Raw genomic sequence first — 23488 nt, 5'->3', positions numbered from 1 at the left:
TCGCCCTACCGGGCTTGGGCCTCCAACCCTTGCTGAACCCGCCAGGACAGCGGCAAGGTCAGCAACAGGGTGGCGGCCAGCAACAGGACGGCCATGGGCACACCGGTGGCATCCCCAAGGCTGCCGAACAGCACCGGCGCCAAGGCGCCGCCACCGATGGTGCCGGTGTAGAACACGGCGAACGCCTGGTCGCGCTTGCCCGGCCCTGCCAGGTCCGGGACTGCGCCGTACAGCACCGACGACGTGCCGTTCAGCGCCAGCCCCAGCAGCGGCAACATCACCATCAAGCCGGCGTAGGGCAAGTACACCGCCATGACGATCAGCACGGCCGTGGTGAACTCCGTGGCCCACACCGTTTTCATCATGCCGATGCGCGCACCGAGGTAACCGCACAACAATTTGCCGAAGGCGCCCCCCACGAACAGCATCGTCAGCGCCAGGCCGATGCCCGCGGGCCCGGCGCCCTTGGCCTTGAGCAAAAACGGCAGGAACGTGAGAAACCCCATGCGCACGGCGCTGTCCAGCGTGCCGGTCACGATCAGCGCACGCAGGCCGCTCGCAGAACCGGCGCCGCCGCCCGTACGGGTAGCTTTCACCGGTGCTGCCGACGCCTCGGCCCGTGCCGGGATCAGCCACCACAACAGGCCTGCCGCCAGCAGCCCGAGGACACCCAGCAGGGTGACACTGGCGCGCCAACTGATGACCGCCAGCAACAGGCCGATCAACCCCGGGATCAGGGTCTTGCCGATATCGCCGCTGAAGTTGTACTGCGACAATGCTTGTTTGACACCCCCGCCTGCCTCATGCGTATCGGTGATCAATGACGAGGCCAGCGGGTGCTGCGTACTCGCGCCGAGCCCGCCCAGCAGCAGCGCCAATAACAACACGCCCAACCCACCGGCCTGGCCGGCCAGCAGGTAGGCCAGGCCTGCCAACGCCGTGCCACCTACCAGCAAGCGTTCACGCCCCCAGCGCGCGGCAGCGCGGCTGGCCAGTAACTGAAAACCGGCCATCATGCCCGCGTAGGCACCGCGCAACAGGCCGATCTGGGCGTAGCTGAGGCCGAACTGCGCTTGCCAGATCGGCAACAGCACATAAATCACATCGGTCAGCCCGTCGTGCACGGCATGCGCGCCGCAGCCGGCCACCAGAGCGCGGCGACGCACGGTGACCGGGTCAGGCGGAGACAACGATGACGCTGCGGTCTGCTTCAGGGTGTTCATCTGGGTCAGAGGCTCTCAGGCAAAACGCCGGGTTAACCCAGCAACTGCGCACAGTCGCTCATCACACTGGCTTTACGCTGCAGGTATTGGGCAAAAATGTCGCGCGCCGTGGCGGGGTCCACTTCAATCTGCATGGCAGTGGTGAACTCATTCACCGCCGCCACCGCATGGGCGAAATGGTTGCTCTCGGTACCGCCGGTGTGCACCGTGACCCAGGCCACTGTCGCACGGGATTTCTCCGGCGGCACGCCCATGTCCCGCACGAACCACTGCGAGTACAACGGGTGGATGAATTCCACTTCGCCGTGGGTGTACACCTCGTGGATCAACGTGGTCAGCAACCCCTGCAGCAGGTCGCGATCACGCAGGCGGCGGGTGTCGGTCCAGTCTTTGAACGCCTGCGCCGAGGGCAGGCAATTGTCCTTCAAGATCCACTGGTCATCGCCGCACAGCGCGGTGGCCATGGTGTAGAACAGGTCTGCGTGCAAGGTGTTGCCCAACGCGCCCAGATCTTCATCGGTGATGCGTTGCAGGCTGCCGCAGGCGCGGTACAACTGCGCGGCGGCGGCGGAGCCTTCATCGGAGCGCGCCAGCAAGGTAATGCGGTTGGCCAGGCCGGACACACTGGCCGCCGAATTATTGGTCTTGGACCAACTGGCGAAGAACTTGCGCAGTACCGCCGGCGAATGCCGACGCGAGGTGAGCCGTGCAAAAGCGTCTTCGATACTCACCAACGCCTCCTCCTGCGCCCAGAAGGCTTCGAACAGCGCGTGGCGCAAGGCACTGGCCGGCATGTCGTTCAATACCGGTTCGATGAGCTTTAACAACTGGCTGTGCTTGATCACGGTGTTAGTCATGTTCACCTCTCATAGTCCTTTATTGGATGAAAAATCAGGCTGGTTTGCCGCGCTGTCCGGCGATCAGAGCCTGGGGCGTTACCGGTTTCCAGCCCAGCAGGGCAATCGCCAGCGACAACAGCTGAAAACCTGCGACCAACGCCACGCAGCCCGGCCAGCCCCATTGATTCCAGAGCATGGCCGGGACCACGGCGCCGGCGCTGCCGCCCAGGTAATAGCCGGTCAGGTACAGCCCCACGGCGCCAGACTTGTCCGGGCCCGCCGTGGTGGCGATATACGCATTGGCGGATGCCTGCGCCAGGAATACGCCGGTCGAGCTCAGGGCCAGCCCCAGCACGATCAGCCACAGGGACGGCAACAATGTCAGCGCCGAGCCACAGATGCCGAGCGCCACAGCGCCGGTCAGTAACTGCGATTGTGGTCGCGATTTGCTCAAGCGCCCCGCAATAGGAATGACCACCAGCGCCAGCAGGAATACGGCATACAAAGTGCCCAAGGCTGCGGCGCCCAGGTTGAACGGGGCCTGGCTGAGATACAGGCCGGCATAGGTAAAGGTTGCGACTTGTGAGAACAGCACGCAGAAACCGACGCCATAGGCCGCCAGCAAGGGTTTGCGCAGAAGCCGGCGCACCCCGTGCATGCCCACGGCCGCGACGCCGGGCCGCGCCACCGGGTTGGCCGGCAACAGCCACACAATCAGCAGGCCGACCAGCAGGCTGATCACCGCCAACAGTTCGAAAGCTTCCCGCCAGCCCACATATTGGGTCATGACACCCGAGACAAAGCGCCCGGCAAACCCACCGAGCACCGTACCCGCGACGTACAAACTGGTGATCTCGGTAACGCTGGCCGCACGCCAGCGATCGCCGATATAGGCCACGCTGGTGGCGAACACCACGGGGATCAACATCCCTTCGACAAAACGCCACACCAGCAGCTCGGCAAAACTGTCCACATAGGCCGTCAGCAGCGTCGGCAGCGCCAGCAGCAACGCGGCCACGGCAATCACGGTGCGTTGCTCGAAACGTCCGGTCAGACGCCCGACAAACGGCGCGGTCAGCGCCACCGCCAGCGTGGTCACCGTGATGCTCCACCCTGCCTGCCGGGCGCTCACCTGGAAGCTTTCGGCAAACGCAGGCAGGATGCTCTGTGTCGCATAAAGATTCAGAAACGCCGCACAGCCACACAGGAACACGGCGAAGCGGGCGTGATGCATGCGCGGGTTCATGTGGCCTCTCGTCTTATAGTCGAGGATGTTTATAGAATACCCAGCGCAGGGAACACCAATACCGAATTCGGACCGATCAATACCCAGGAAACAGAATGCTTGATCTACGCAAGTTACGTTACTTCCTGACGGTCGCCGAAGAGCTGCACTTCGGCCGTGCGGCCCAGCGCCTGCACCTTGCCCAGCCGCCCCTGACGCGGCAGATCTCGGCCCTGGAAACCGAGCTTGGCTTTCGCCTGTTCGACCGCACCAGCCGCACGGTCACACTGACCGCCCAAGGCCAGCACTTTTTGCCCTATGCCCGCGCGGCGCTGGAGCACGCCAGGCTTGCACAAGACATCGCCGCCAAACTGGCCGCCGGCTCGACCGGCCAACTGGTCGTAGGCTATGCCAGTTCGATCGCGTTGTCGGAACTCTTCAGCCAAACCCTGCAAGCCTTCGCCCAGCGTTTCCCCGATGTGCAACTGACCCTGGTGGAGAGCGCTTCCGGCAGCCTGCACACGCACGTACTGGACGGGCGCATCGACGTCGGCATGAGCCGCCTGCTGCCGGAGGCCGGGCAAACCGGCGTCGAGGCTTTGTCGTTGGGGCAAGAACCGCTGGTGGCAGCGCTTTGCAGCGACAACCCGCTGGCGGATCAGGACGAAGTCACCCTCGCCCAGCTCAGTGAGTACCCGTTGATTCTGTTTCCCAGCGATTACGGTTCGGGCCTCAACGGCTCCATCGAGCACCTGTATCAACGCCGCGGCCTGGCGCTACGCCCGGGCCCAGCGGGGCGCCAGATTACCTCGATCATCGCCCTGGTGGCGGCAGGCCAAGGTGTCTCGCTGGTGCCCCAGTGCACCCGCACCCTGGCCAGGAAAGGCGTGGTCTACCGCCCCTTGGCAGACCCCGAAGCCTGGGTACACCTGCTGATACTCACGCGCTCACCATCACGCTCATTGTTGGTCGAGGCCTTTATGGGAGTGGTCGAAGAATTGCTGCGCAGCCGCCCGGCGCTGGCGCCCACGACTCTCCCGGCGTAACGCGGGCAAAAAAATACCCCTGCGTGAGGGGTATTTTTTCAACAGGCTGCTGCGGCTATTGCAGCATCAGGCCAGCTTTTTGTGACGCACACGGTGCGGCTGGGCAGCGGCCTCACCCAAGCGCTTCTTACGGTCGGCTTCGTACTCGGTGTAGTTGCCTTCGAAGAACACCGCCTGGGAGTCATCTTCGTACGCCAGGATGTGGGTCGCGACGCGGTCAAGGAACCACCGGTCGTGAGAGATCACAATGGCGGCGCCCGGGAAGTCCAGCAGGGCTTCTTCCAGGGAACGCAGGGTTTCAACGTCTAGGTCGTTGGACGGTTCGTCGAGCAGCAGGACGTTGCCGCCCTCTTTCAGGGTCAGGGCCAGGTGCAAGCGACCACGCTCACCACCGGACAGGTCCTTGACGAACTTCTGCTGGTCGCCGCCCTTGAAGTTGAAACGGCCGACGTAGGTGCGCGACGGGATTTCATAGTTGCCGATACGGATCTGGTCAGAACCGTCGGAGATCTGCTGGAACACAGTCTTGCTGCCGTCCAGGTCGTCGCGGCTCTGGTCCACACAGGCCAGTTGCACGGTGTCGCCGATCTCGATGCTGCCGGAGTCCGGGGTTTCCTTGCCCATCAGCATGCGGAACAGTGTGGATTTACCCGCACCGTTACCACCAATAACGCCGACGATCGCGCCTTTTGGCATGGCGAACGACAGGTTGTCGATCAGCACGCGGTCGCCATAGCCTTTGGTGACGTTCTTGAACTCGATGACCTTGTCACCCAGGCGCGGGCCGGCCGGGATGTAGATCTCGTTGGTCTCGCTGCGCTTCTGGAATTCCTGCGACTGCATTTCTTCAAAGCGTTGCAGACGGGCCTTGGATTTGGACTGGCGGGCCTTGGCGCCTTTGCGCACCCACTCCAGTTCTTCCTTCATGGCTTTTTCGTGGGCCGATTGCTGCTTGGATTCGGCGGCCAGACGGTCGGACTTGGCTTCCAGCCAACCGGAGTAGTTGCCCTCGTAAGGGATACCGGCGCCGCGGTCGAGCTCCAGGATCCAGCCGGCGACGTTGTCCAGGAAGTAACGGTCGTGCGTGATCGCAACCACGGTGCCCGGGAAATCGTGGAGGAAATGCTCCAGCCAGGCGACGGAATCGGCGTCCAGGTGGTTGGTCGGTTCGTCGAGCAGCAGCATGTCAGGGGCCGACAGCAGCAGGCGGCACAGGGCCACACGGCGCTTCTCACCACCGGACAGGTGCTCGACCTTGGCGTCCCAGGCTGGCAGGCGCAGCGCATCGGCGGCGACTTCCAGTTGGCGCTCCAGGTTGTGACCATCGCCCGCTTGCAGGATCGCTTCGAGCTTGGCCTGTTCGGCGGCCAGCTTGTCGAAGTCGGCATCCGGTTCGGCGTAGGCGGCGTACACCTCATCGAGGCGGGCCTGGGCGTCCTTGATCACGCTGACGGCTTCTTCGACCACTTCACGCACGGTCTTGGTCGGGTCCAGGATCGGCTCTTGCGGCAGGTAACCGATGTTCAGGTCCGGCATCGGGCGGGCTTCGCCTTCGAACTCGGTGTCGACGCCCGCCATGATTTTCAGCAGGGTGGACTTACCCGAACCGTTGAGGCCGAGCACGCCGATCTTGGCGCCAGGGAAGAAGGACAGCGAAATGTTTTTCAGGATTTCCCGCTTCGGCGGAACAACTTTTCCCAGCCGATGCATGGTGAAGACGTATTGAGCCATGGTGAACCTAGCGTCAGTGACTGATGAATTAAGCGGACGAAGCCCGTGCCAGGCCATGCGCCGCGCGGGCCTTTGACTATCATCAATGCCAGCGAGCAAAAAAAGCCTGAATGTCTGGGGCTGGAACGCCCCCGCGTAACCGGCAAAGCTACCTGAATGCGCTGGGGCAGTCCAGCCAGGCAGGACTGGCACTTTGCCACAACTCAAGGCATGCTAGCCGCCCTTCGGGCGTCCGGCTTATAGTGCACGTCGCGCGCCAGTCCAGCCAAACCGCAGGATCACAGTTTGTCCAACGTCACGCCGCCCACGCCCTTGCGCGCCGCTCATATTGCGCCGGGAGCGCCCCTGCACGGCACCTTGAAAGGCGCGTTGGCGACGCTTGTCCTGCTGTTGCTCGCCTTGTTGTTCTGGCAACTGCTTGACCAATTGCAGCAAAACCAGAAAAACCAACAGCAATACACCATCGACTACAGCGCCGACCTGGCTGAGCAGATCAGCCAGAACATGGCCCTGAGCGCGCAGATCGCCCTGAACCTGCTGCCCATCCTTGAACCACCGCGCACCGCCGAACAGCAACAGGCCTTGATGCGCTCTCTGCAGCGCTCCCTGCCGGATTTGCGCAGCTTCGCCCTGCTCGCCCCCAGCGGCGCCCTGATCAGCGACACTGCCCAAGGTAGCCGAGACAGTGCCCTGCTCGAAGACCTGGTCAAGCGCAGTCACGCCCAGTCCTACTACCTGAGCAACGACAATGACGGCACGGTCATCTATCTGTTGCTGCACCAACCCAGCGGTGGCTCCAAGGTGTACTGGGCCTTGCGCCTGGCGCCCAATTATCTGGCCAACCTCACGCGCCAGGATGTTCAGGGCCAGCGCCCGATGTGGGCGATCGAGAACAGCCTGAACCATCGTGTGGTCAGCCGTGACAGCGGGATGCCGGCGCAGTGGTCCGGCGCCCTGACCCCGGAAGAATTGAACCGCAGCGTGCTGGTCACGCCGTTGAGCAAAAGCGATTGGCAACTGCGCGGCATGTTTGACCGCGGTGCGGTGCTGGAACAGCTGCTGCCGGCCTTTATCGGCAAGTGCCTGCTCGGCCTGGCGTTTTCGCTGATCCCGGTGATCGTGCTGCTCAACATGCGCCGCCGCCAACGCCAGGTGAATGAAGGCCGGCGGCGCTATCAGGACATCTTCGAAGGCACCGGCGTGGCCTTGTGCGTGCTGGACCTGTCGGGGCTCAAGGCGTTTTGCGACAAAACCCAGGTGCAAAGCCGCGAGCAGTTGCACGCTTGGTTGCAGGCCAACCCCACGCAGCGCAAGCAACTGCTCAAGGAGTTGCGCGTCACCGAGGTCAACCAGATGGCCGTGCGCCTGCTGAACGTCGCGTCCTGCGAGCAAGCCTGGGAGCGCCTGATCGATGATTGCCCGAGCAATGCTACGTCCATCGGCTATCAGGTGCTGGAAGCCGTACTGACCCGGCAAAAACAGCTGGAGCTGGAAATCCAGCTCAACGACGTGGCCGGCAACGAACAGTACCTGTGGCTGGTGATGCGTTTGCCGGAGCAGCAAGATGACGTCAAGGCGGTGATCCTCAGCATCAGCGACATCACCAGCCGCAAGCTGATCGAACTGTCGCTGGTGGAGCGTGAAAGCTTCTGGTCGGATGTGGTGCGCACGGTGCCCGATCACCTGTATGTGCAGGATGTGATCAGCCAGCGCATGATTTTCAGCAACCATCATCTGGGCCACACCTTGGGCTACAACAAGGCCGAACTGCAGCAAATGGGCGAGTACTTCTGGGAAATCCTGCTGCACCCCGAAGACGCCGAGCATTACCACGACTTGCGTCAGCAGCAACGCCAAGCCGCTTACACCACCCAACTGCACTGCCAACTGCGCTTTCGCCACCGCAATAACCAGTGGCGCCGCTTCGACATCCGCGAGCAGGCCCTGGCCCGGGATACGTCTACGGTGGTCACTCGGATCATCGGCGTGGCCAAGGACATCACCGACCAGATCGAGGCCAGTGAATCGCTGCGCGACAGTGAACAGCGCTACCGGATGCTGGCCGAAAGCATCAGCGACGTGATCTGCTCCACCGACAGCCAACTGGCGCTCAACTACATCAGCCCCTCGGTCAACACCGTGCTGGGCTATGACGTGGACTGGGTGTTCAAGAACGGCTGGCAGTCAATCGTTGCCAACCCGCAGCAGTTGACCGGCATTTACAGCCTGATGGAGCAGGTCAGCCGCGCCCTCGGCAACCCCGACGCCTTGAACACCTTGCGCGATGAAGTGCAGACCCAACTGTTTCTGTTCGACTGCCTGCGCGCCGACGGACGCAAGGTGCCGATAGAGCTGCGCCTGGTGCTGGTGTGGGATGAACATGGCGCGTTTGAAGGCATCCTCGGCGTGGGCCGCGATATCAGCCAGCAACGCCGCGCCGAAAAAGACCTGCGCATGGCGGCCACGGTATTCGAACATTCCACCTCGGCGATCCTGATCACCGACCCGGCCGGTTACATCGTGCAGGCCAACGAGGCGTTCAGCCGGGTCAGCGGCTATGCGGTGAGCGATGTGCTCGACCAGTTGCCCAATATGCTCACCGTCGATGAGCAGCAGGAAGCCCACCTGCGTTATGTGCTCAAACAATTGCACCAGCACAGCACCTGGGAAGGCGAGGTGTGGCTCAAGCGTCTCAATGGCGAGCATTACCCGGCCTGGGTCGGCATTACCGCGGTGTTCGACGACGAAGGCGACCTGGCCAGCTACGTGTGTTTCTTCAGCGATATCAGCGAGCGCAAGGCCAGTGAGCAGCGCATCCACCGCCTGGCCTACTACGACGCCCTGACCCACCTGCCCAACCGCACCCTGTTCCAGGACCGTCTGCACACCGCGTTGCAGTCCGCCGAACGGCAGAAGTCGTGGGTGGTGCTGATGTTCCTCGACCTCGACCGCTTCAAGCCGATCAACGACTCCCTCGGCCACGCGGCCGGCGACCGTATGCTCAAGGAAATGGCCACGCGCCTGCTCGGCTGTGTGGCCGAAGACGACACCGTGGCGCGCATGGGCGGCGACGAATTCACCCTGCTTTTGCAACCACGGGTCAGCCGCGAAATGGCGCTGAACCGTGCGATCCATGTGGCCGAGCAGATTCTGGCCAGCCTGGTGAAGCCATTCGTGCTCGAAGGCCGCGAGTTCTTCGTGACCGCCAGTATCGGCATCGCCCTGAGCCCGCAAGACGGCAACGAGCTGAGCCAACTGATGAAAAACGCCGACACGGCGATGTATCACGCTAAAGAACGCGGCAAGAACAACTTCCAGTTCTACCAGGCCGACATGAACGCCAGCGCCCTGGAGCGCCTGGAGCTGGAAAGCGACCTGCGCCACGCCTTGGACCAGAACGAATTCGTGCTCTATTACCAGCCGCAATTCAGCGGCGACGGCAAACGCCTGACCGGCGCCGAAGCCCTGCTGCGCTGGCGCCACCCGCGTCGCGGGCTGGTGCCGCCTGGGGATTTCATCCCGGTATTGGAAGAACTCGGGCTGGTGGTGGATGTCGGCGACTGGGTGATCAGCGAAGCCTGCCGCCAGCTCAAGGCCTGGCACCAGAACAAAGTGCGCGTGCCTAAAGTTTCCGTGAACATTTCGGCACGGCAGTTCTCCGACGGCCAGTTGGGCACGCGCATCGCTACCATCCTCAAGGACACTGGCCTGCCGCCGGCGTGCCTGGAGCTGGAGCTGACCGAAAGCATCCTGATGCGCGAAGTCAACGAAGCCCTGCAGATCCTCGCCAGCCTGAAGAACCTGGGCCTGAGCATCGCGGTGGACGACTTTGGCACCGGCTATTCGTCGCTCAACTACCTCAAGCAATTCCCCATCGATGTGCTGAAGATCGACCGCACCTTCGTCGACGGCCTGCCCTCGGGTGAGCAGGACGCGCAGATTGCCCGGGCGATCATTGCCATGGCCCACAGCCTGAACCTGGCAGTGATTGCCGAAGGCGTGGAAACCCATGAGCAGTTGGACTTCCTGCGTGAGCATGGCTGTGATGAGGTGCAGGGTTACCTGTTCGGGCGGCCAATGCCGGCGAATCGGTTTGAGGTGCAGTTCAGTAATGATGCGCTGTTCATGTTTGACTGAGATTTTGCGGTGCAGTTGATGACCCCTTCGCGAGCAAGCCCGCTCCCACACTTGACCGCGTTCCAACGTTGAAATGCGCTCGAATGTGGGAGCGGGCTTGCTCGCGAAGGGGCTAGTCAACACACCGCCTATCCCCAGATGAACCCCACTTGTCCGCGACATGATGTCCTTTCATATGCCATCTAAAACCCATTGGGTTAGAATGCCCTCCTTTTCTGCCCCCGATCCTTGAGGACCGCCATGTTCAGCCGTGATTTGACTATTGCCAAGTACGACGCCGATCTCTTCGCCGCCATGGAGCAAGAAGCCGTGCGCCAGGAAGAGCACATTGAGCTGATCGCTTCGGAAAACTACACCAGCCCTGCGGTGATGGAGGCTCAAGGTTCGGTTCTGACCAACAAGTACGCCGAAGGCTACCCAGGCAAGCGCTACTACGGTGGTTGCGAGTACGTCGACGTGGTTGAGCAGTTGGCCATCGACCGTGCAAAAGAGCTGTTCGGCGCCGATTACGCCAACGTCCAGCCACACGCCGGCTCCCAAGCCAACAGCGCCGTGTACCTGGCCCTGCTGCAAGGCGGCGACACCATCCTGGGCATGAGCCTGGCCCACGGTGGTCACCTGACCCACGGCGCCACGGTTTCGTCCTCCGGCAAGCTGTACAACGCCGTTCAGTACGGTATCGATGCCAACGGCCTGATCGACTACGACGAAGTCGAGCGTCTGGCGGTCGAGCACAAGCCAAAAATGATCGTGGCCGGTTTCTCTGCCTACTCGCAGATCCTGGATTTCCCACGCTTCCGTGAAATCGCCGACAAGGTGGGTGCCTACCTGTTCGTCGACATGGCCCACGTGGCCGGTCTAGTAGCTGCGGGCGTTTACCCCAACCCAGTGCCTTACGCTGACGTGGTCACCACCACGACCCACAAGACCCTGCGCGGTCCACGTGGCGGCCTGATCCTGGCGCGTGCCAACGCAGAGATCGAGAAGAAGCTCAACTCCGCCGTTTTCCCGGGCGCCCAAGGCGGCCCGCTGGAGCACGTGATCGCGGCCAAGGCGATCTGCTTCAAGGAAGCACTGCAGCCTGAGTTCAAGACCTACCAGCAGCAAGTGGTCAAGAACGCCAAGACCATGGCCAGCGTGTTCATCGAGCGCGGTTTTGACGTGGTGTCCGGCGGTACCGAAAACCACCTGTTCCTGCTGTCGCTGATCAAGCAGGACATCTCCGGTAAAGATGCTGACGCTGCCCTGGGCAAAGCCTTCATCACCGTGAACAAGAACTCCGTGCCGAACGACCCACGTTCGCCGTTCGTCACCTCCGGCCTGCGCTTCGGCACTCCGGCTGTGACCACCCGTGGTTTCAAGGAAGCTGAGTGCAAGGAACTGGCCGGCTGGATCTGCGACATCCTGGCCGACCTGAACAACGAAGCCGTGATCGACGCGGTACGTGAGAAGGTCAAGGCCATCTGCAAGAAGCTGCCGGTATACGGCGCGTAACTGCAGTTGCTTGAATAAAAAGCCCGGCTTTTGTGCCGGGCTTTTTTATGCCGATTTCAATTTGAAACAGGGTCAAGTGTGGGAGCTGGCTTGCCTGCGATGGTGGTTTTGCAGTCAGCCCATCAGTGATTGACCTGCCGCTATCGCAGGCAAGCCAGCTCCCACATTGGAGTGCATTTCAAGCCGGATTTATTGGTAGACCCGCGCAAAGCCTTGGCGGATCTTGTCTTCGGGCAGCTCATCGGCAATAAACACAATCACACTCTCCCGCGCCTCGCCCTCGGCCCATTCGGTATCCCAGTCGAAGCCATACAGCTTCAACACGCCCTGGAACACCATGCGTCGATCCTCCCCGGCAATATTCAGCACGCCTTTGTAACGCAGCAGTTGCTTGCCATGGTCTTCCAGCAGTTCGTTCATGAACTCGCTGAGGCGGTCGATATCCAGCGGCTGGTCGGTGCGCAGCACCAGGCTGGAAATACGGTCGACCGACGGCGCTGCACTGACCGGGCGCAGGCTCATGCCGGCGTTGAGGTTGAAACCGCGCACATCCAGCAATTCGGCCAGGTCAATCTTGCCGTGGTCCACCACCCGAATCGGCGCACGGCGGTTGATGCGGGTGAGGCGCTGGCTGAGGGCGTCGAAGCTGGCGTCGTCTACCAGGTCGCGCTTGCTCACCAACAGGCGGTCGGCAAAGCCGATCTGGGCCTGGGCGATGGTCTGGGTCAGGTGATGCTCGGCGTGGGCCGCATCCACCAGGGTGATGATGCCGTCGAGGATATAGCGCTCGCGCAGTTCTTCGTCGATGAAGAAGGTCTGGGCCACCGGCGCCGGGTCGGCCAGGCCGGTGCATTCGATCACCAACCGGTCGAAGGCGATCTCGCCGCTGTCCAGGCGTTCCAGCAGCAGGTACAGGGCTTTGGTCAGGTCGGTGTGGATGGTGCAGCACACGCAGCCGTTGGACAGGGTCATCACTTGCACCGGCTCGTCGCCCAGCAGTTGGGTGTCGATACCGGCATCACTGAATTCGTTTTCGATCACGGCGATTTTCAAGCCGTGCTCGGCTTTGAGCAGGTGGCGCAGCAAGGTGGTCTTGCCGGCGCCGAGGAAGCCGCTGAGGATGGTGACGGGGATGGGAGAGGACAAAGAGATTCTCCTTGAAGAAACACAGAAACAAATGTGGGAGCAAAGGCCCCTGTGGGAGCTGGCTTGCCTGCGATGCAGACAACTCGGTGCTTGCGTCAGACCGAGGTGATGCTATCGCAGGCAAGCCAGCTCCCACAGAAAGCCCTGCTCCCACAGGGATATTGCATTGGCCCGCGTTACCGGGTCAGCAGCACTTGGGCCCACCCTTGCCGCCGTAACGGGCTTCCTGGCGTTCCCGGAAGAACGCCTTGTAGTCCATCACCGGCTTGTCCGGGTGTTTGGTTTGCATATGCTCGACGTAGGTGTCGTAGTCGGGCATGCCGACCATCAGGCGGGCGGCCTGACCGAGGTATTTACCGAGGCGACTGATGTCATTGAACATGTTTGCAATCCTCGTTTACGCGTCCGGTACAGCCTGGAACGGGGCTTCTTTATCCGTACGCTCTTTGTTGCCCCAGGCGGCGACACCCACCTTGAGCGCATAGAACAGGATGCTGAACACCACGAACAGGAACAGCGCCGTCAGCGTTGCGTTGGTGTAGGCGTTCCAGATCACGTGCTGCATCTGGTCGATGCTCTTGGCCGGGGCCAGGATCTGGCCGTTAGCCAGGGCATCGCTGTATTTCTTGGCCAGCGACAGGAAGCCGATCGCCGGGTTGGCGTCGAACAGCTTGATGAAGCCCGCAGTGGTGGTGCAGATCAACAGCCACACCGCTGGCAACATGGTCACCCAGATGTAGCGCTGGCGCTTCATTTTGATCAGCACAACGGTCGCCAGCATCAGCGCGATACCCGCCAGCATCTGGTTGGAGATACCGAACAGCGGCCACAAGGTGTTGATACCGCCCAGCGGGTCGATCACACCTTGGTACAGCAAGTAGCCCCACATGGCCACGCAACCGGCCGTGGCGATCAGGTTGGCGGTCCAGGACTCGGTACGTTTGAGCGCCGGCACGAACGAACCCAGCAGGTCTTGCAGCATGAAACGACCGGCACGGGTACCGGCGTCGACCGCCGTGAGGATGAACAGCGCTTCGAACAGGATCGCGAAGTGGTACCAGAACGCCATGGTGTTTTCACCCGGCAGCACACTGTGCAGGATCTGCGCGATACCCACTGCCAACGTCGGTGCACCACCGGCACGCGCCAGGATGGTGGTTTCGCCGATATCGTGGGCCACGGCAGAGAGCGCCTCAGGCGTAATGGCAAAGCCCCAACTGCTGACCGTCTGCGCCACGGTAACCACGTCGGTGCCGACAATGGCGGCCGGGCTGTTCATGGCGAAGTACACACCAGGCTCGATCACCGAGGCGGCAACCATCGCCATGATGGCCACGAACGACTCCATCAGCATGCCGCCGTAACCGATGTAACGGGCATGGCTTTCGCTGGCCAACAGCTTGGGCGTGGTGCCCGAGGAGATCAGCGCATGGAAGCCGGAGACCGCGCCACAGGCAATGGTGATGAACAGGAACGGGAACAGGCCGCCCTTCCACACCGGGCCGGTGCCGTCGATGAACTGGGTGAGTGCCGGCATTTTCAGGTCAGGCATGGTGACCAGGATGCCAATCGCCAGGGCGATGATGGTGCCGATTTTCAGGAACGTCGACAGGTAGTCGCGGGGCGCCAGGATCAGCCACACCGGCAGCACAGCGGCCACGAAACCGTAGCCGATCAGCATCCAGGTGATCTGGATGCCGGTGAAGGTGAACGCCTTGGCCCACACCGGGTCAGCGGCAATCTGCCCGCCCAGCCAGATCGAACCCAGCAGCAACAGCACACCGATGATCGAGATTTCACCGATGCGGCCCGGGCGGATGTAGCGCATGTAGATGCCCATGAACATCGCAATCGGGATGGTCGCCATCACCGTGAAGATGCCCCATGGGCTCTCGGCCAGGGCCTTGACCACGATCAGCGCCAGCACCGCGAGGATGATGATCATGATCAGGAAGCAGCCGAACAGCGCGATGGTCCCGGGAATGCGGCCCATCTCTTCGCGAACCATATCCCCCAGGGAACGGCCGTTACGACGGGTGGACAGGAACAGGACCATGAAGTCTTGCACCGCACCGGCCAGCACCACCCCGGCAATCAGCCAGAGGGTGCCGGGCAGATAGCCCATTTGCGCCGCCAGCACCGGGCCGACCAACGGGCCTGCACCGGCAATCGCCGCAAAGTGGTGACCGAAAAGAATGTGTTTGTTGGTCGGCACATAGTCCAGACCATCGTTGTTGACCACCGCAGGGGTTGCCCGCCGAGGGTCGAGTTGCATCACGTTGTTGGCGATGAACAGACTGTAGTAACGGTACGCAACCAGGTAGATGGCCACTGCAGCGACCACAATCCACAAGGCGTTTATCGCCTCGCCGCGGCGCAAGGCCACTACGCCCAGGGCGCACGCTCCTACGATTGCCAGCACCAGCCAGGGTAAGTGGCGTAGCAGGCTATTATTATTTTTCATTTTTATATTCCAGCCAGGGTGGACAGAAAGGACAGCCAGCCCGAGTTTAGCGCTACTAGCCTTAAAGACCAGCCCCCTACGTTGGTCTAGAGCCTTCAACCGGAAAAAAAAGCCGAAATAATCACCCCTTGATGGCCCGGGGCTACACTCCTCCCATTCACAGAGGGCTTTACCATGACCGAGCATGCGTCTGAACGTCGCCGTTTCCGCCGGATTGCCTTTGATGCCACGGCCGAACTTCGGCAAAACGGCAGCGAATGGCCGGTGAAACTGCTGGATCTATCACTCAAAGGTTTACTGGTGGAACGGCCTGACGACTGGAAGGGGAATAAAGCGCTGCCCTTTGACATCGACATACGCCTGGACCAGAAGACGCATATAAAGCTGCAAGCGCGGCTGACCCATGAAGATCAGGGTCAATTGGGCTTTGTGTGCAAACACATTGATCTGGATTCGATCAGCCATTTGCGCAGGTTCGTTGAGCTGAACCTGGGTGATGAGCAAGAGCTGGAGCGCGAACTGGGCGCCCTGCTGGAGATCTAGCTGCCAACATGAATCAAGGGTGGGAGCTGGCTTGCCTGCGATGGCGGTGTATCAGACAAGGATGGGTAAGCTGACCCGCCGCTATCGCAGGCAAGCCAGCTCCCACAGGGGTTCAGCAGTGTTGCGGATTATTCGAACAGCGCATCCAACGCCTGCTCCAGCCGCGTCACAGCAATAATCTGTAACCCCGGCGGCGCCTCCTTCGGGGCATTGCCCTTGGGCACAATCGCCCGTTTGAAGCCATGTTTGGCCGCTTCCTTCAACCGCTCCTGCCCACTCGGCACCGGGCGTACTTCGCCCGACAAACCCACCTCGCCAAACACCAGCAAGTCATGGGGCAACGGCCGGTTACGCAGGCTGGACATCACCGCCGCCATCAACGCCAGGTCGGACGCGGTCTCCAGCACCTTGACCCCGCCCACCACGTTGAGGAACACATCCTGATCGTGAGTCGGAATGCCGCCATGCCGGTGCAGCACCGCCAGCAACATCGCCAAGCGGTTCTGGTCCAGGCCCAGGGTGACGCGCCGTGGGTTGGCCAAATGGCTGTCATCCACCAGCGCCTGGACTTCCACCAGCATCGGCCGGGTGCCTTCCCACGTCGCCATCACCACACTGCCTGGGACTTCTTCCTGGGCGCGGGTGAGAAAAATCGCCGAGGGGTTCGAGACTTCTTTCAGCCCACGGTCAGTCATGGCGAACACACCCAGTTCGTTGACGGCGCCAAAGCGGTTCTTCACCGCCCGTAGCAGGCGCAGGCGACCGTCGGACTCCCCTTCGAAATACAACACGGTGTCGACCATGTGTTCCAACACCCGTGGCCCGGCCAGTGCGCCTTCCTTGGTGACGTGGCCGACCAGGAAGATCGCCGTGCCGCTCTGCTTGGCGTAACGCACCAGCAGCGCCGCGCTTTCGCGCACCTGGGACACGCCGCCGGGTGCCGATTGCAGTTGTTCGGTGAAAATCGTCTGGATCGAGTCGATAACCATGACTTTGGGCTTTTCGATGCGCGCCGTGGCGATGATGCTTTCGATGCAGGTTTCGGTCATCACCCGCAACTGATCCTGAGGCAAGCCCAGGCGCCGGGCGCGCATGGCCACTTGCTGCTGGGATTCTTCGCCGGTGACATACAGCGCTGGCATGCGGCTGGCGATGCTGCACAGGGTTTGCAGCAGGATCGTGGACTTGCCGATGCCTGGGTCACCGCCGATCAGCACCACCGAGCCGTCCACCAGGCCGCCGCCCAGTACCCGGTCCAGCTCGCCGGAGGCAGTGGAAAAACGCGGGATCTCTTCGACGCTGACTTCGGCCAGGGTCTTGATCTGCGCCTGTTGCCCGGTCCAACCGGCACGGCCGGTGGGGGCTGCGGCACCGCCGCTCTCGATCATGGTTTCAGTCAGGGTGTTCCACGCGCCGCATTCGGAGCACTGGCCCGCCCATTTGGGAAAGGTCGCGCCGCACTCCGTGCAGCCGTACATGCGCTTGGCCTTTGCCATATGAGAACCTCCAACCGAAAAACCGCGATGATAGCTCAGCGCGACGCTGGGGTCCGGATTTCGCCATTAGCCAAACGTGAAGCGCTGTTACCGACGGGGTCTTCGGCGTTCAGGTCGGCGCCTTTGGCTTGCAGCGCCCCCAGCAACTCGACACGTTTGAACAGCCCGGCGTACATGGCGGCGGTCTGCCCTGCGCCGTTGCGTTGGTCAGGGTTACAGTCGGTGGCCAACAGGCGCTGGGCGATTTTCAGCTCGCCTTTGAAGATGGCGCCCATCAACGCTGTGTTGCCGCGTTGATCCTGCACACAGGCGTCGGCGCCGGCATCGAGCAGACGCTCCACATACGGGCCCTGGCCGTGATAGGCAGCCAGGATCAACGCGGTGTAGCCCTTGTCGTCCTGGGTATTGAGACCGTAGCCGGACTCAATGAAGGTGTTGAGCATGTCGAGGTCGCCACGACGGGCGGCGTCGAAATAGTAGTCCTGCAACTGCGCCTTGAGCGCCACCGGGTCGGGGGACTCGGCATGGGCAGCGAAGGCCAGCATGGCCATCAGTAAACCGATAGAGATGCGCATAGGGTGTTCTCCTGCCAAAGGTCGACGCCCGTGAAGGCGCCGACCGCAACCAACGAATCAGTCAGTCAGTTTTTCCGCCAGCGCTTTCACGCGAGCCAGATCGCCCTTGGCGACCTTGGCCACGCCGGTGCCGTATTCCGGATCCGCCTTGTAGAGGAACGACAGGATGATGTGCTTGCTCTCGTCATCGGTGGTGGCCAATGAGCCGCCGAAGTTGTTGATCAAGTCCTCGCGCTCTTTCTTGGTGTAGGAACGGTACAGGTCACCGGCCTGTTTGAAGTTCTGCTCGCGCTGGATCTTCGCCTGCTGGGTGCTGCCCGACAGCGGCGACTGGCTGTAGCGCGCGGTTTGCGGCTCTTCGCGTGGCAACAGCCGGCTTGGCTGGTAGTTCACGCCGGTGGTGGTCTTGCCGAAGTTCATCGCGCCGTCCTGGTTGCCGTTGTTGACGGTGACCCGTGGAGCGTTGATCGGCAGTTGCAGGGCGTTCGCGCCCAGGCGGTACATCTGCGTATCGGCGTAGGAGAACACCCGGCCTTGCAGCAAGCGGTCTTCCGACGGCTCGATACCCGGTACCAGGTTGGCCGGGGCCATCGCCACTTGTTCGGTTTCCTGGAACACATTGGCCGGGTTGCGGTTCAGCACCATTTGCCCGACTTTGCGCTCGGGCACATTCGGCCAGATTTTGGTGGCATCCAGTGGGTCGAAATCAAACTTGGCCAGGTCTTCAGGCTTGAGCACCTGCACATACAAGTCCCACTTAGGGAAGTCGCCTTTGTTGATGTGCGTGACCAGGTCGTTGGTCATATGACTGTAGTCGCGCCCCTGCACCTCAGTAACTTGCTTGGGATCAAGGTTCTTGATGCCCTGCTGGCTCTTCCAGTGGAACTTGACGTAGTGCACTTCGCCTTTGGCATTAATCAACTTGTAGGCATGTACGCCATTGCCGTCCATTTCACGGTAACTGGCTGGGGTGCCGGAGTCCGAGTACAACTCGGTCAGTGTACGAGTGGACTCTGGAACATGGGAGAAGAAGTCGAAACGACGCGAGTCATCGTCCAGGTTAGTGCGCGGGTCCGGTTTAAAGGCATGGACCATGTCCGGGAACTTGATGGCATCGCGAATAAAGAACGTGGGGAAGTTATTACCGACCAGGTCCCAGTTACCTTCGGCGGTATAGAACTTGGTGGCGAAGCCTCGTGGGTCGCGCAGGGTTTCCGGGGAGTGGTTGCCATGCACCACAGCCGAGAAGCGCACGAACACCGGCGTGGTTTCACCGGCGGCGAATACCTTGGCCTTGGTCAGGTCGCTGAGGTTGTCGGTCACGGTGAAGGTGCCATGGGCGCCCGTGCCGCGTGCGTGAACCACGCGCTCCGGGATGCGTTCGCGGTCGAAGCGCTGCAGCTTCTGGATCAGTTGCACGTCCTGCAGCAGCACCGGGCCGTTGGCGCCGGCGGTCTGGGAGTTCTGGTTATCACCGACGTTGGCCCCGTTATCGCGGGTCAGGTTGGCGGCTTGCACAGAGAGGGAAAGCAGGCTGGCGGTCACCAGGGCCAGCGCGTGGCGCGCCGACACGGGCCTGCAGCTGATTGGAGTGTTCATCGAGGTTTCCTCTGGTTTTTTTAATGCACATTCAGTTGTGCTTGCCAGAGGCTAGTGACCTGCGAGTCAGAAGATAAATAGAAAAACACCACAGGCCCGATTAAGAAAAAAATCTGGTAACTCGCTGAAATAGCCGGTAATTCGCGCGCGATTGATGGCACTTTGCAAACTATTTGCGATTTAATGTGTCGATAAAAACCGACAGTGTTAACAGTTGTGTCGAGCAAGCGCTGTTCGACTGAATTACACTGACCTCCACCCTCCTCAACTGTAACAAGGAATAACCTATGGGCGTGATCAGTGAGTTCAAGGCCTTCGCGGTCAAAGGTAATGTGGTCGACATGGCCGTCGGTATCATCATCGGTGCTGCCTTCGGCAAGATTGTTTCCTCATTTGTAGGCGACGTGATAATGCCTCCCATCGGCCTGCTGATCGGTGGTGTGGACTTTGCCGATCTGGCCATCACGCTCAAGGCAGCACAGGGCGATGTCCCCGCGGTTGTGCTGGCGTACGGCAAGTTCATCCAGAGCATCATCGACTTTGTGATCGTCGCGTTTGCAATCTTCATGGGCGTGAAGGCGATCAACCGTCTGAAGCGCGAAGAGGCCGTGGCCCCAAGCCTGCCGCCGACGCCGAGCAAGGAAGAAGTGCTGCTGGGCGAGATCCGCGATCTGCTCAAGGCACAGAACAACAAGCCGCTTTAACCTGCGGATGCAAAAAAGGCGCCTCGCAAGGCGCCTTTTTTCTACCAGTAGTTTTCTACCGCCACCTGGCCAGGCCGTCGGCTCAGGCTCAGTTGCATGTCCCGCTGCTTGAGCAACTGGCGCGTGTCATCGACCATCTGCGGGTTGCCGCAAATCAGTACGCGCGAATCCTGCGCCGTCAGCTCCACGCAGGCGGCCCGCTCCAATTCGCCATTTTCGATCAGGGCCGTAATACGCCCGTTCAACGCGCCCGGATGCAGCTCGCGGGTGACGATGGGAATGTAGGTGAGCTTGTGGGCGTAATCGGCCAGGTACTCACGCTCACCCAGTGTGTTGATCAGCGACTGGTAGGCCAGTTCCTTGGCTTCCCGGGCGCTGTACACCAGGATGATGCGCTCGAATTTTTCCCAGGCTTCGAAGTCCTGCAGGATCGACAGGAACGGCGCAATGCCCGTACCGGTTCCCAGCAACCACAGGTCGCGCCCGTCGACAAAGCGGTTAAGGGTCAGAAAACCCGTGGCCTGGCGCTCTACCAGCAAGGTATCGCCCACCTTCAGGCGGCTCAGTTCACTGGTGAACTCACCGCCGGGGACCACGATGGAAAAGAAATCCAGATGCTCGTCAAACGGCGAAGACACGATGGAATAGGCACGCCAGACGGTGCTGCCATCCGCCTTGGTAACGCCCAGGCGCACAAACTGGCCGGCGGTAAAACGAAAACCGGCATCGCGGGTGGTGCGCAAGGTGAACAGGCTGGGGGTCAGCGATTGCACATCGAGCAGGGTCTGGCGGGTAAATTTCTCAGCACTGGCCGTCATGGGGGGCTCCGTTTTGCACAGGCCGTTAGTGTCCCTCAAAACAGACCGCGCAAACACCGATGATTGGTACTGGCTTTGCAATCGCTGAAGGCTCGCGCAGCTGGCGCGCACGTTTTTTGAGCCAGCCAGGGGCTAAACCATGAGCGCCTCACTGGAACTAATTATTTGGCTATTAATGCACCCCGAACACCTCACTAGATGAAACGGCACTTACAACGACATCATTTTGATACTGTTTTTAAGACATTAAAAATATTGAAAAAAAAGCCGCTGCCAAGCGCTCTTATACAAAGCCCAAAGTCTTGTACAAAGCCGGCGAGCGAAACAAACCCTGTAAGTAAAATATTTTTCAGACTCAGTTGTAGGACTTCCCCTACACTTGTTTTCGAGTTGCATTGGGAGATCAGGACGTACCCAAGTCACACAGAAACCTATGGAGAGTCACCGATGGTCAATTGGCATAACACCCGGCTGCCCAAGCTGGAAGGCGAGAGTGAAATCACCAGTGTGTTTGAGATGGTGATTAACCACACCTATGAGCTGGGTTTCGAATATTGCTCTTTTACGATGAGCTCCCAGTCACAAGACACTCAAACAAAACCCATTCTATTAAATAACTATCCAAACGAATGGAGCCACATTTATAAACAAGCACACTACTTCGATGTAGACCCCGTTGTAACCCACTGCAAAAGTTCGGTATTGCCCATTCTCTGGGAACCAAAAACCTTTGCCAACACGCCCCAGCTGTGGGAGTTGGCCCAGTCATGCGGGGTGCATTTAGGCTGGACCCAAGCCGTGCATGATTTCCAAGGTGTGTTCAGCATGCTGACCCTGGTTCGCAGCAAGGGCGAGGTCAGCCCTGAAGAGCTTTACGAAAAAGCCGGCCAGGTGTTGTGGCTTTGCCATGCGATGCATGCGGTCGTCGCGCAGAAGTACGCCGACGCGCCCGACATCAAAGCGCCCAGCAAATTGACCGCCCGGGAAACGGAAATTCTCAAGTGGTCCGCGATGGGCAAGACGGCCTCCGAGATTGCCGCGATTCTTTGCCTGTCCGAACGCACGGTAGGTTTTCATATCAGCAGTACCTTCAAGAAGCTGGGCGTGCACAACAAGATCCAGGCGGTGCTGCGCGCCGCTAAAGCCGGGCTGTTTTAGCCTACGCAAAACACCGCATGTCATCGCGTTGAAAAAAACGTAACATTTACGGCCAATTCTGAGTGTTGAGGGTGCGCTTCCCATGGTTGCCCCGCCGTTCACTCAGACGGTCCGTCGATTACCCAGAGCCTTGCCCCGCCATGCCCCTGCTTGACAGCCCTTTCGCCCAGCTCGACCTGATTCGTCAGCCAGAGCAACACAATGATCCGCTGCAAGCCTTCGATGCCGCCGACGAATACCTGCTCAGCCACCTCGCCGCGCAGCAGCCTACTGCCGCCACCCGCGTGCTGGTCCTCAATGACAGCTTCGGCGCCCTGGCGGCCAGCCTTCAAGGCCAGGTGCAGGTGACCTCCAGCGGTGACTCGTTCCTCGCGGCTCAGGGCCTGGAAAAAAACCTGATGCGCAACGGCAAACCCTTTGATGCCGTGCCCTTCATACCGGCCAGCCAGCTTGCGACCGGGCCATTCGATCGCGTATTGATCCGCGTGCCGAAAACCCTGGCGTTGCTGGAAGAACAACTGATCCGCCTGCAAGGGCAACTGGCGCCCGGCGCCGAGGTGATCGCAGGCGCAATGGTCAAGCATTTGCCACGGGCTGCTGGCGAATTGCTGGAGCGTTACATCGGCCCCATGCACGCCTCATTGGCGGTCAAAAAGGCGCGGCTGTTGATCGCGAGCGTCGAGGCACGTCCTGCTGCGGTCTCGCCCTACCCGACCCGCTATACCCTGGATGCTCCGGTCATCGAGTTGCGTAACCACGCCAACGTGTTTTGCCGCGAAGGCCTGGACATCGGCACCCGCGCCTTCCTGCCGCACCTGCCAAAAAACCTGGGCAGCGCCCGCGTGGCGGACCTGGGCTGCGGCAACGGCGTACTGGCAATTGCCAGCGCCCTGCACAACCCCGACGCGCATTACACCTTGGTGGATGAGTCGTACATGGCGGTGCAATCGGCCGCCGAAAACTGGCAAGCCGCCTTGGGTGAGCGGGACGTCACCGTGCAGGCCGGCGACGGCCTGGCCGGCCAGGAGCCGCAGTCGCTGGACGTGGTGCTGTGCAACCCACCGTTCCACCAACAACAAGTGGTCGGTGACTTCCTCGCCTGGCGCATGTTCCAGCAGGCACGCGAAGCGCTGGTGGTCGGTGGCGCCTTGTACATCGTCGGCAATCGTCACCTGGGCTACCACAGCAAGCTGGCGCGGCTGTTCCGTGGCGTCGAGCAAGTAGCCGCCACACCCAAGTTCGTCATCCTCAAAGCGCGAAAATAAAAAACCCCTGCTTACTTGTAGGAGC

The 23488-nt window shown here is 61.0% G+C and carries 18 protein-coding genes; 7 read left to right on the top strand and 11 right to left on the bottom strand.

The window, feature by feature from the left end; genetic code table 11:
- Positions 1-5 precede the first annotated feature (5 nt).
- Genes TX24_RS21660 through TX24_RS21650 form a run of 3 tightly spaced genes read right to left on the bottom strand, consistent with a single transcriptional unit; the run spans position 6 to position 3308 of the window.
- Positions 6-1223, bottom strand: coding sequence for an MFS transporter (locus TX24_RS21660; RefSeq protein WP_057711060.1), 1218 nt, complete (start codon positions 1221-1223; stop codon positions 6-8).
- A 32-nt stretch (positions 1224-1255) separates the two neighbouring features.
- On the bottom strand, positions 1256-2080 hold the full coding sequence (locus TX24_RS21655) for a hypothetical protein (RefSeq protein ID WP_032900882.1): 825 nt from the start codon (positions 2078-2080) through the stop codon (positions 1256-1258).
- A gap of 34 nt (positions 2081-2114) precedes the next feature.
- Positions 2115-3308 carry an MFS transporter gene (locus TX24_RS21650; RefSeq protein ID WP_003194293.1) on the bottom strand — a complete coding sequence of 398 codons (1194 nt, stop codon included), beginning with the start codon at positions 3306-3308 and terminating at the stop codon, positions 2115-2117.
- 95 nt (positions 3309-3403) lie between these two features.
- On the opposite strand from TX24_RS21650, the gene TX24_RS21645 reads away from it, so the two are divergent.
- Complete coding sequence (locus tag TX24_RS21645; protein ID WP_054896152.1) at positions 3404-4333, top strand: LysR family transcriptional regulator; 930 nt, start codon at positions 3404-3406, stop codon at positions 4331-4333.
- Positions 4334-4399: 66 nt separating this feature from the next.
- Here TX24_RS21645 and ettA read toward each other — a convergent pair whose 3' ends face one another.
- Positions 4400-6064: an energy-dependent translational throttle protein EttA gene (ettA, locus tag TX24_RS21640; protein WP_014720011.1), complete on the bottom strand. Its 1665-nt coding sequence runs from the start codon at positions 6062-6064 to the stop codon at positions 4400-4402.
- A gap of 285 nt (positions 6065-6349) precedes the next feature.
- On the opposite strand from ettA, the gene TX24_RS21635 reads away from it, so the two are divergent.
- On the top strand, positions 6350-10201 hold the full coding sequence (locus tag TX24_RS21635; protein ID WP_044268778.1) for a sensor domain-containing protein: 3852 nt from the start codon (positions 6350-6352) through the stop codon (positions 10199-10201).
- A 240-nt stretch (positions 10202-10441) separates the two neighbouring features.
- Entirely contained in the window at positions 10442-11695 is a 1254-nt protein-coding gene (gene glyA / locus TX24_RS21630; protein ID WP_003194304.1) for a serine hydroxymethyltransferase, read from the top strand.
- Positions 11696-11884: 189 nt separating this feature from the next.
- Here glyA and yjiA read toward each other — a convergent pair whose 3' ends face one another.
- The 3 genes from yjiA to TX24_RS21615 all read right to left on the bottom strand — a co-directional run bounded on the left by yjiA (position 11885) and on the right by TX24_RS21615 (position 15305).
- Positions 11885-12841, bottom strand: coding sequence for a GTPase (gene yjiA, locus TX24_RS21625; protein ID WP_057711059.1), 957 nt, complete (start codon positions 12839-12841; stop codon positions 11885-11887).
- 184 nt (positions 12842-13025) lie between these two features.
- On the bottom strand, positions 13026-13223 hold the full coding sequence (locus TX24_RS21620; protein ID WP_003194308.1) for a YbdD/YjiX family protein: 198 nt from the start codon (positions 13221-13223) through the stop codon (positions 13026-13028).
- A 15-nt stretch (positions 13224-13238) separates the two neighbouring features.
- Positions 13239-15305 carry a carbon starvation CstA family protein gene (locus tag TX24_RS21615; RefSeq protein ID WP_003194310.1) on the bottom strand — a complete coding sequence of 689 codons (2067 nt, stop codon included), beginning with the start codon at positions 15303-15305 and terminating at the stop codon, positions 13239-13241.
- A gap of 174 nt (positions 15306-15479) precedes the next feature.
- On the opposite strand from TX24_RS21615, the gene TX24_RS21610 reads away from it, so the two are divergent.
- Positions 15480-15848, top strand: coding sequence for a PilZ domain-containing protein (locus TX24_RS21610; protein WP_044268811.1), 369 nt, complete (start codon positions 15480-15482; stop codon positions 15846-15848).
- Between the two features lie 128 nt (positions 15849-15976).
- Here TX24_RS21610 and radA read toward each other — a convergent pair whose 3' ends face one another.
- From radA to katB, 3 genes are read right to left on the bottom strand one after another with little or no spacing between them, the layout of a single operon-like run.
- A complete protein-coding gene (gene radA, locus TX24_RS21605) occupies positions 15977-17344 on the bottom strand; it encodes a DNA repair protein RadA (RefSeq protein WP_003194313.1) in 1368 nt (455 codons plus the stop codon).
- A gap of 35 nt (positions 17345-17379) precedes the next feature.
- Complete coding sequence (locus tag TX24_RS21600) at positions 17380-17919, bottom strand: ankyrin repeat domain-containing protein (RefSeq protein ID WP_003194316.1); 540 nt, start codon at positions 17917-17919, stop codon at positions 17380-17382.
- Positions 17920-17976: 57 nt separating this feature from the next.
- On the bottom strand, positions 17977-19518 hold the full coding sequence (katB, locus tag TX24_RS21595; RefSeq protein ID WP_057711058.1) for a catalase KatB: 1542 nt from the start codon (positions 19516-19518) through the stop codon (positions 17977-17979).
- 287 nt (positions 19519-19805) lie between these two features.
- Between katB and mscL the strand changes: the two genes are divergently transcribed.
- Positions 19806-20222, top strand: a complete 417-nt coding sequence (mscL, locus tag TX24_RS21590; protein WP_003194320.1) for a large-conductance mechanosensitive channel protein MscL — start codon at positions 19806-19808, stop codon at positions 20220-20222.
- A gap of 41 nt (positions 20223-20263) precedes the next feature.
- On the opposite strand, the gene TX24_RS21585 is transcribed toward mscL, so the two are convergent.
- Positions 20264-21040, bottom strand: a complete 777-nt coding sequence (locus tag TX24_RS21585; protein WP_057711057.1) for a ferredoxin--NADP reductase — start codon at positions 21038-21040, stop codon at positions 20264-20266.
- Between the two features lie 447 nt (positions 21041-21487).
- On the opposite strand from TX24_RS21585, the gene TX24_RS21580 reads away from it, so the two are divergent.
- Both TX24_RS21580 and TX24_RS21575 read left to right on the top strand, forming a co-directional pair.
- On the top strand, positions 21488-22198 hold the full coding sequence (locus tag TX24_RS21580; protein WP_057711056.1) for a helix-turn-helix transcriptional regulator: 711 nt from the start codon (positions 21488-21490) through the stop codon (positions 22196-22198).
- A gap of 140 nt (positions 22199-22338) precedes the next feature.
- Positions 22339-23463: a methyltransferase gene (locus TX24_RS21575; protein WP_047711833.1), complete on the top strand. Its 1125-nt coding sequence runs from the start codon at positions 22339-22341 to the stop codon at positions 23461-23463.
- Positions 23464-23488: the final 25 nt, after the last annotated feature.

It is taken from the genome of Pseudomonas lactis, assembly GCF_001439845.1.
Lineage (GTDB): Bacteria > Pseudomonadota > Gammaproteobacteria > Pseudomonadales > Pseudomonadaceae > Aquipseudomonas > Aquipseudomonas lactis.
This window is presented reverse-complemented; position numbering and strand designations above follow the sequence as displayed.

What these genes read in the sequence shown, in the direction of transcription:
- TX24_RS21660 (WP_057711060.1), bottom strand. Translation starts at nt 1,223, where the DNA reads ATGAACACCCTGAAGCAGACCGCAGCGTCATCGTTGTCTCCGCCTGAC.
- TX24_RS21655 (WP_032900882.1), bottom strand. Translation starts at nt 2,080, where the DNA reads ATGACTAACACCGTGATCAAGCACAGCCAGTTGTTAAAGCTCATCGAA.
- TX24_RS21650 (WP_003194293.1), bottom strand. Translation starts at nt 3,308, where the DNA reads ATGAACCCGCGCATGCATCACGCCCGCTTCGCCGTGTTCCTGTGTGGC.
- TX24_RS21645 (WP_054896152.1), top strand. Translation starts at nt 3,404, where the DNA reads ATGCTTGATCTACGCAAGTTACGTTACTTCCTGACGGTCGCCGAAGAG.
- ettA (WP_014720011.1), bottom strand. Translation starts at nt 6,064, where the DNA reads ATGGCTCAATACGTCTTCACCATGCATCGGCTGGGAAAAGTTGTTCCG.
- glyA (WP_003194304.1), top strand. Translation starts at nt 10,442, where the DNA reads ATGTTCAGCCGTGATTTGACTATTGCCAAGTACGACGCCGATCTCTTC.
- TX24_RS21620 (WP_003194308.1), bottom strand. Translation starts at nt 13,223, where the DNA reads ATGTTCAATGACATCAGTCGCCTCGGTAAATACCTCGGTCAGGCCGCC.
- TX24_RS21615 (WP_003194310.1), bottom strand. Translation starts at nt 15,305, where the DNA reads ATGAAAAATAATAATAGCCTGCTACGCCACTTACCCTGGCTGGTGCTG.
- TX24_RS21610 (WP_044268811.1), top strand. Translation starts at nt 15,480, where the DNA reads ATGACCGAGCATGCGTCTGAACGTCGCCGTTTCCGCCGGATTGCCTTT.
- radA (WP_003194313.1), bottom strand. Translation starts at nt 17,344, where the DNA reads ATGGCAAAGGCCAAGCGCATGTACGGCTGCACGGAGTGCGGCGCGACC.
- TX24_RS21600 (WP_003194316.1), bottom strand. Translation starts at nt 17,919, where the DNA reads ATGCGCATCTCTATCGGTTTACTGATGGCCATGCTGGCCTTCGCTGCC.
- katB (WP_057711058.1), bottom strand. Translation starts at nt 19,518, where the DNA reads ATGAACACTCCAATCAGCTGCAGGCCCGTGTCGGCGCGCCACGCGCTG.
- mscL (WP_003194320.1), top strand. Translation starts at nt 19,806, where the DNA reads ATGGGCGTGATCAGTGAGTTCAAGGCCTTCGCGGTCAAAGGTAATGTG.
- TX24_RS21585 (WP_057711057.1), bottom strand. Translation starts at nt 21,040, where the DNA reads ATGACGGCCAGTGCTGAGAAATTTACCCGCCAGACCCTGCTCGATGTG.
- TX24_RS21580 (WP_057711056.1), top strand. Translation starts at nt 21,488, where the DNA reads ATGGTCAATTGGCATAACACCCGGCTGCCCAAGCTGGAAGGCGAGAGT.
- TX24_RS21575 (WP_047711833.1), top strand. Translation starts at nt 22,339, where the DNA reads ATGCCCCTGCTTGACAGCCCTTTCGCCCAGCTCGACCTGATTCGTCAG.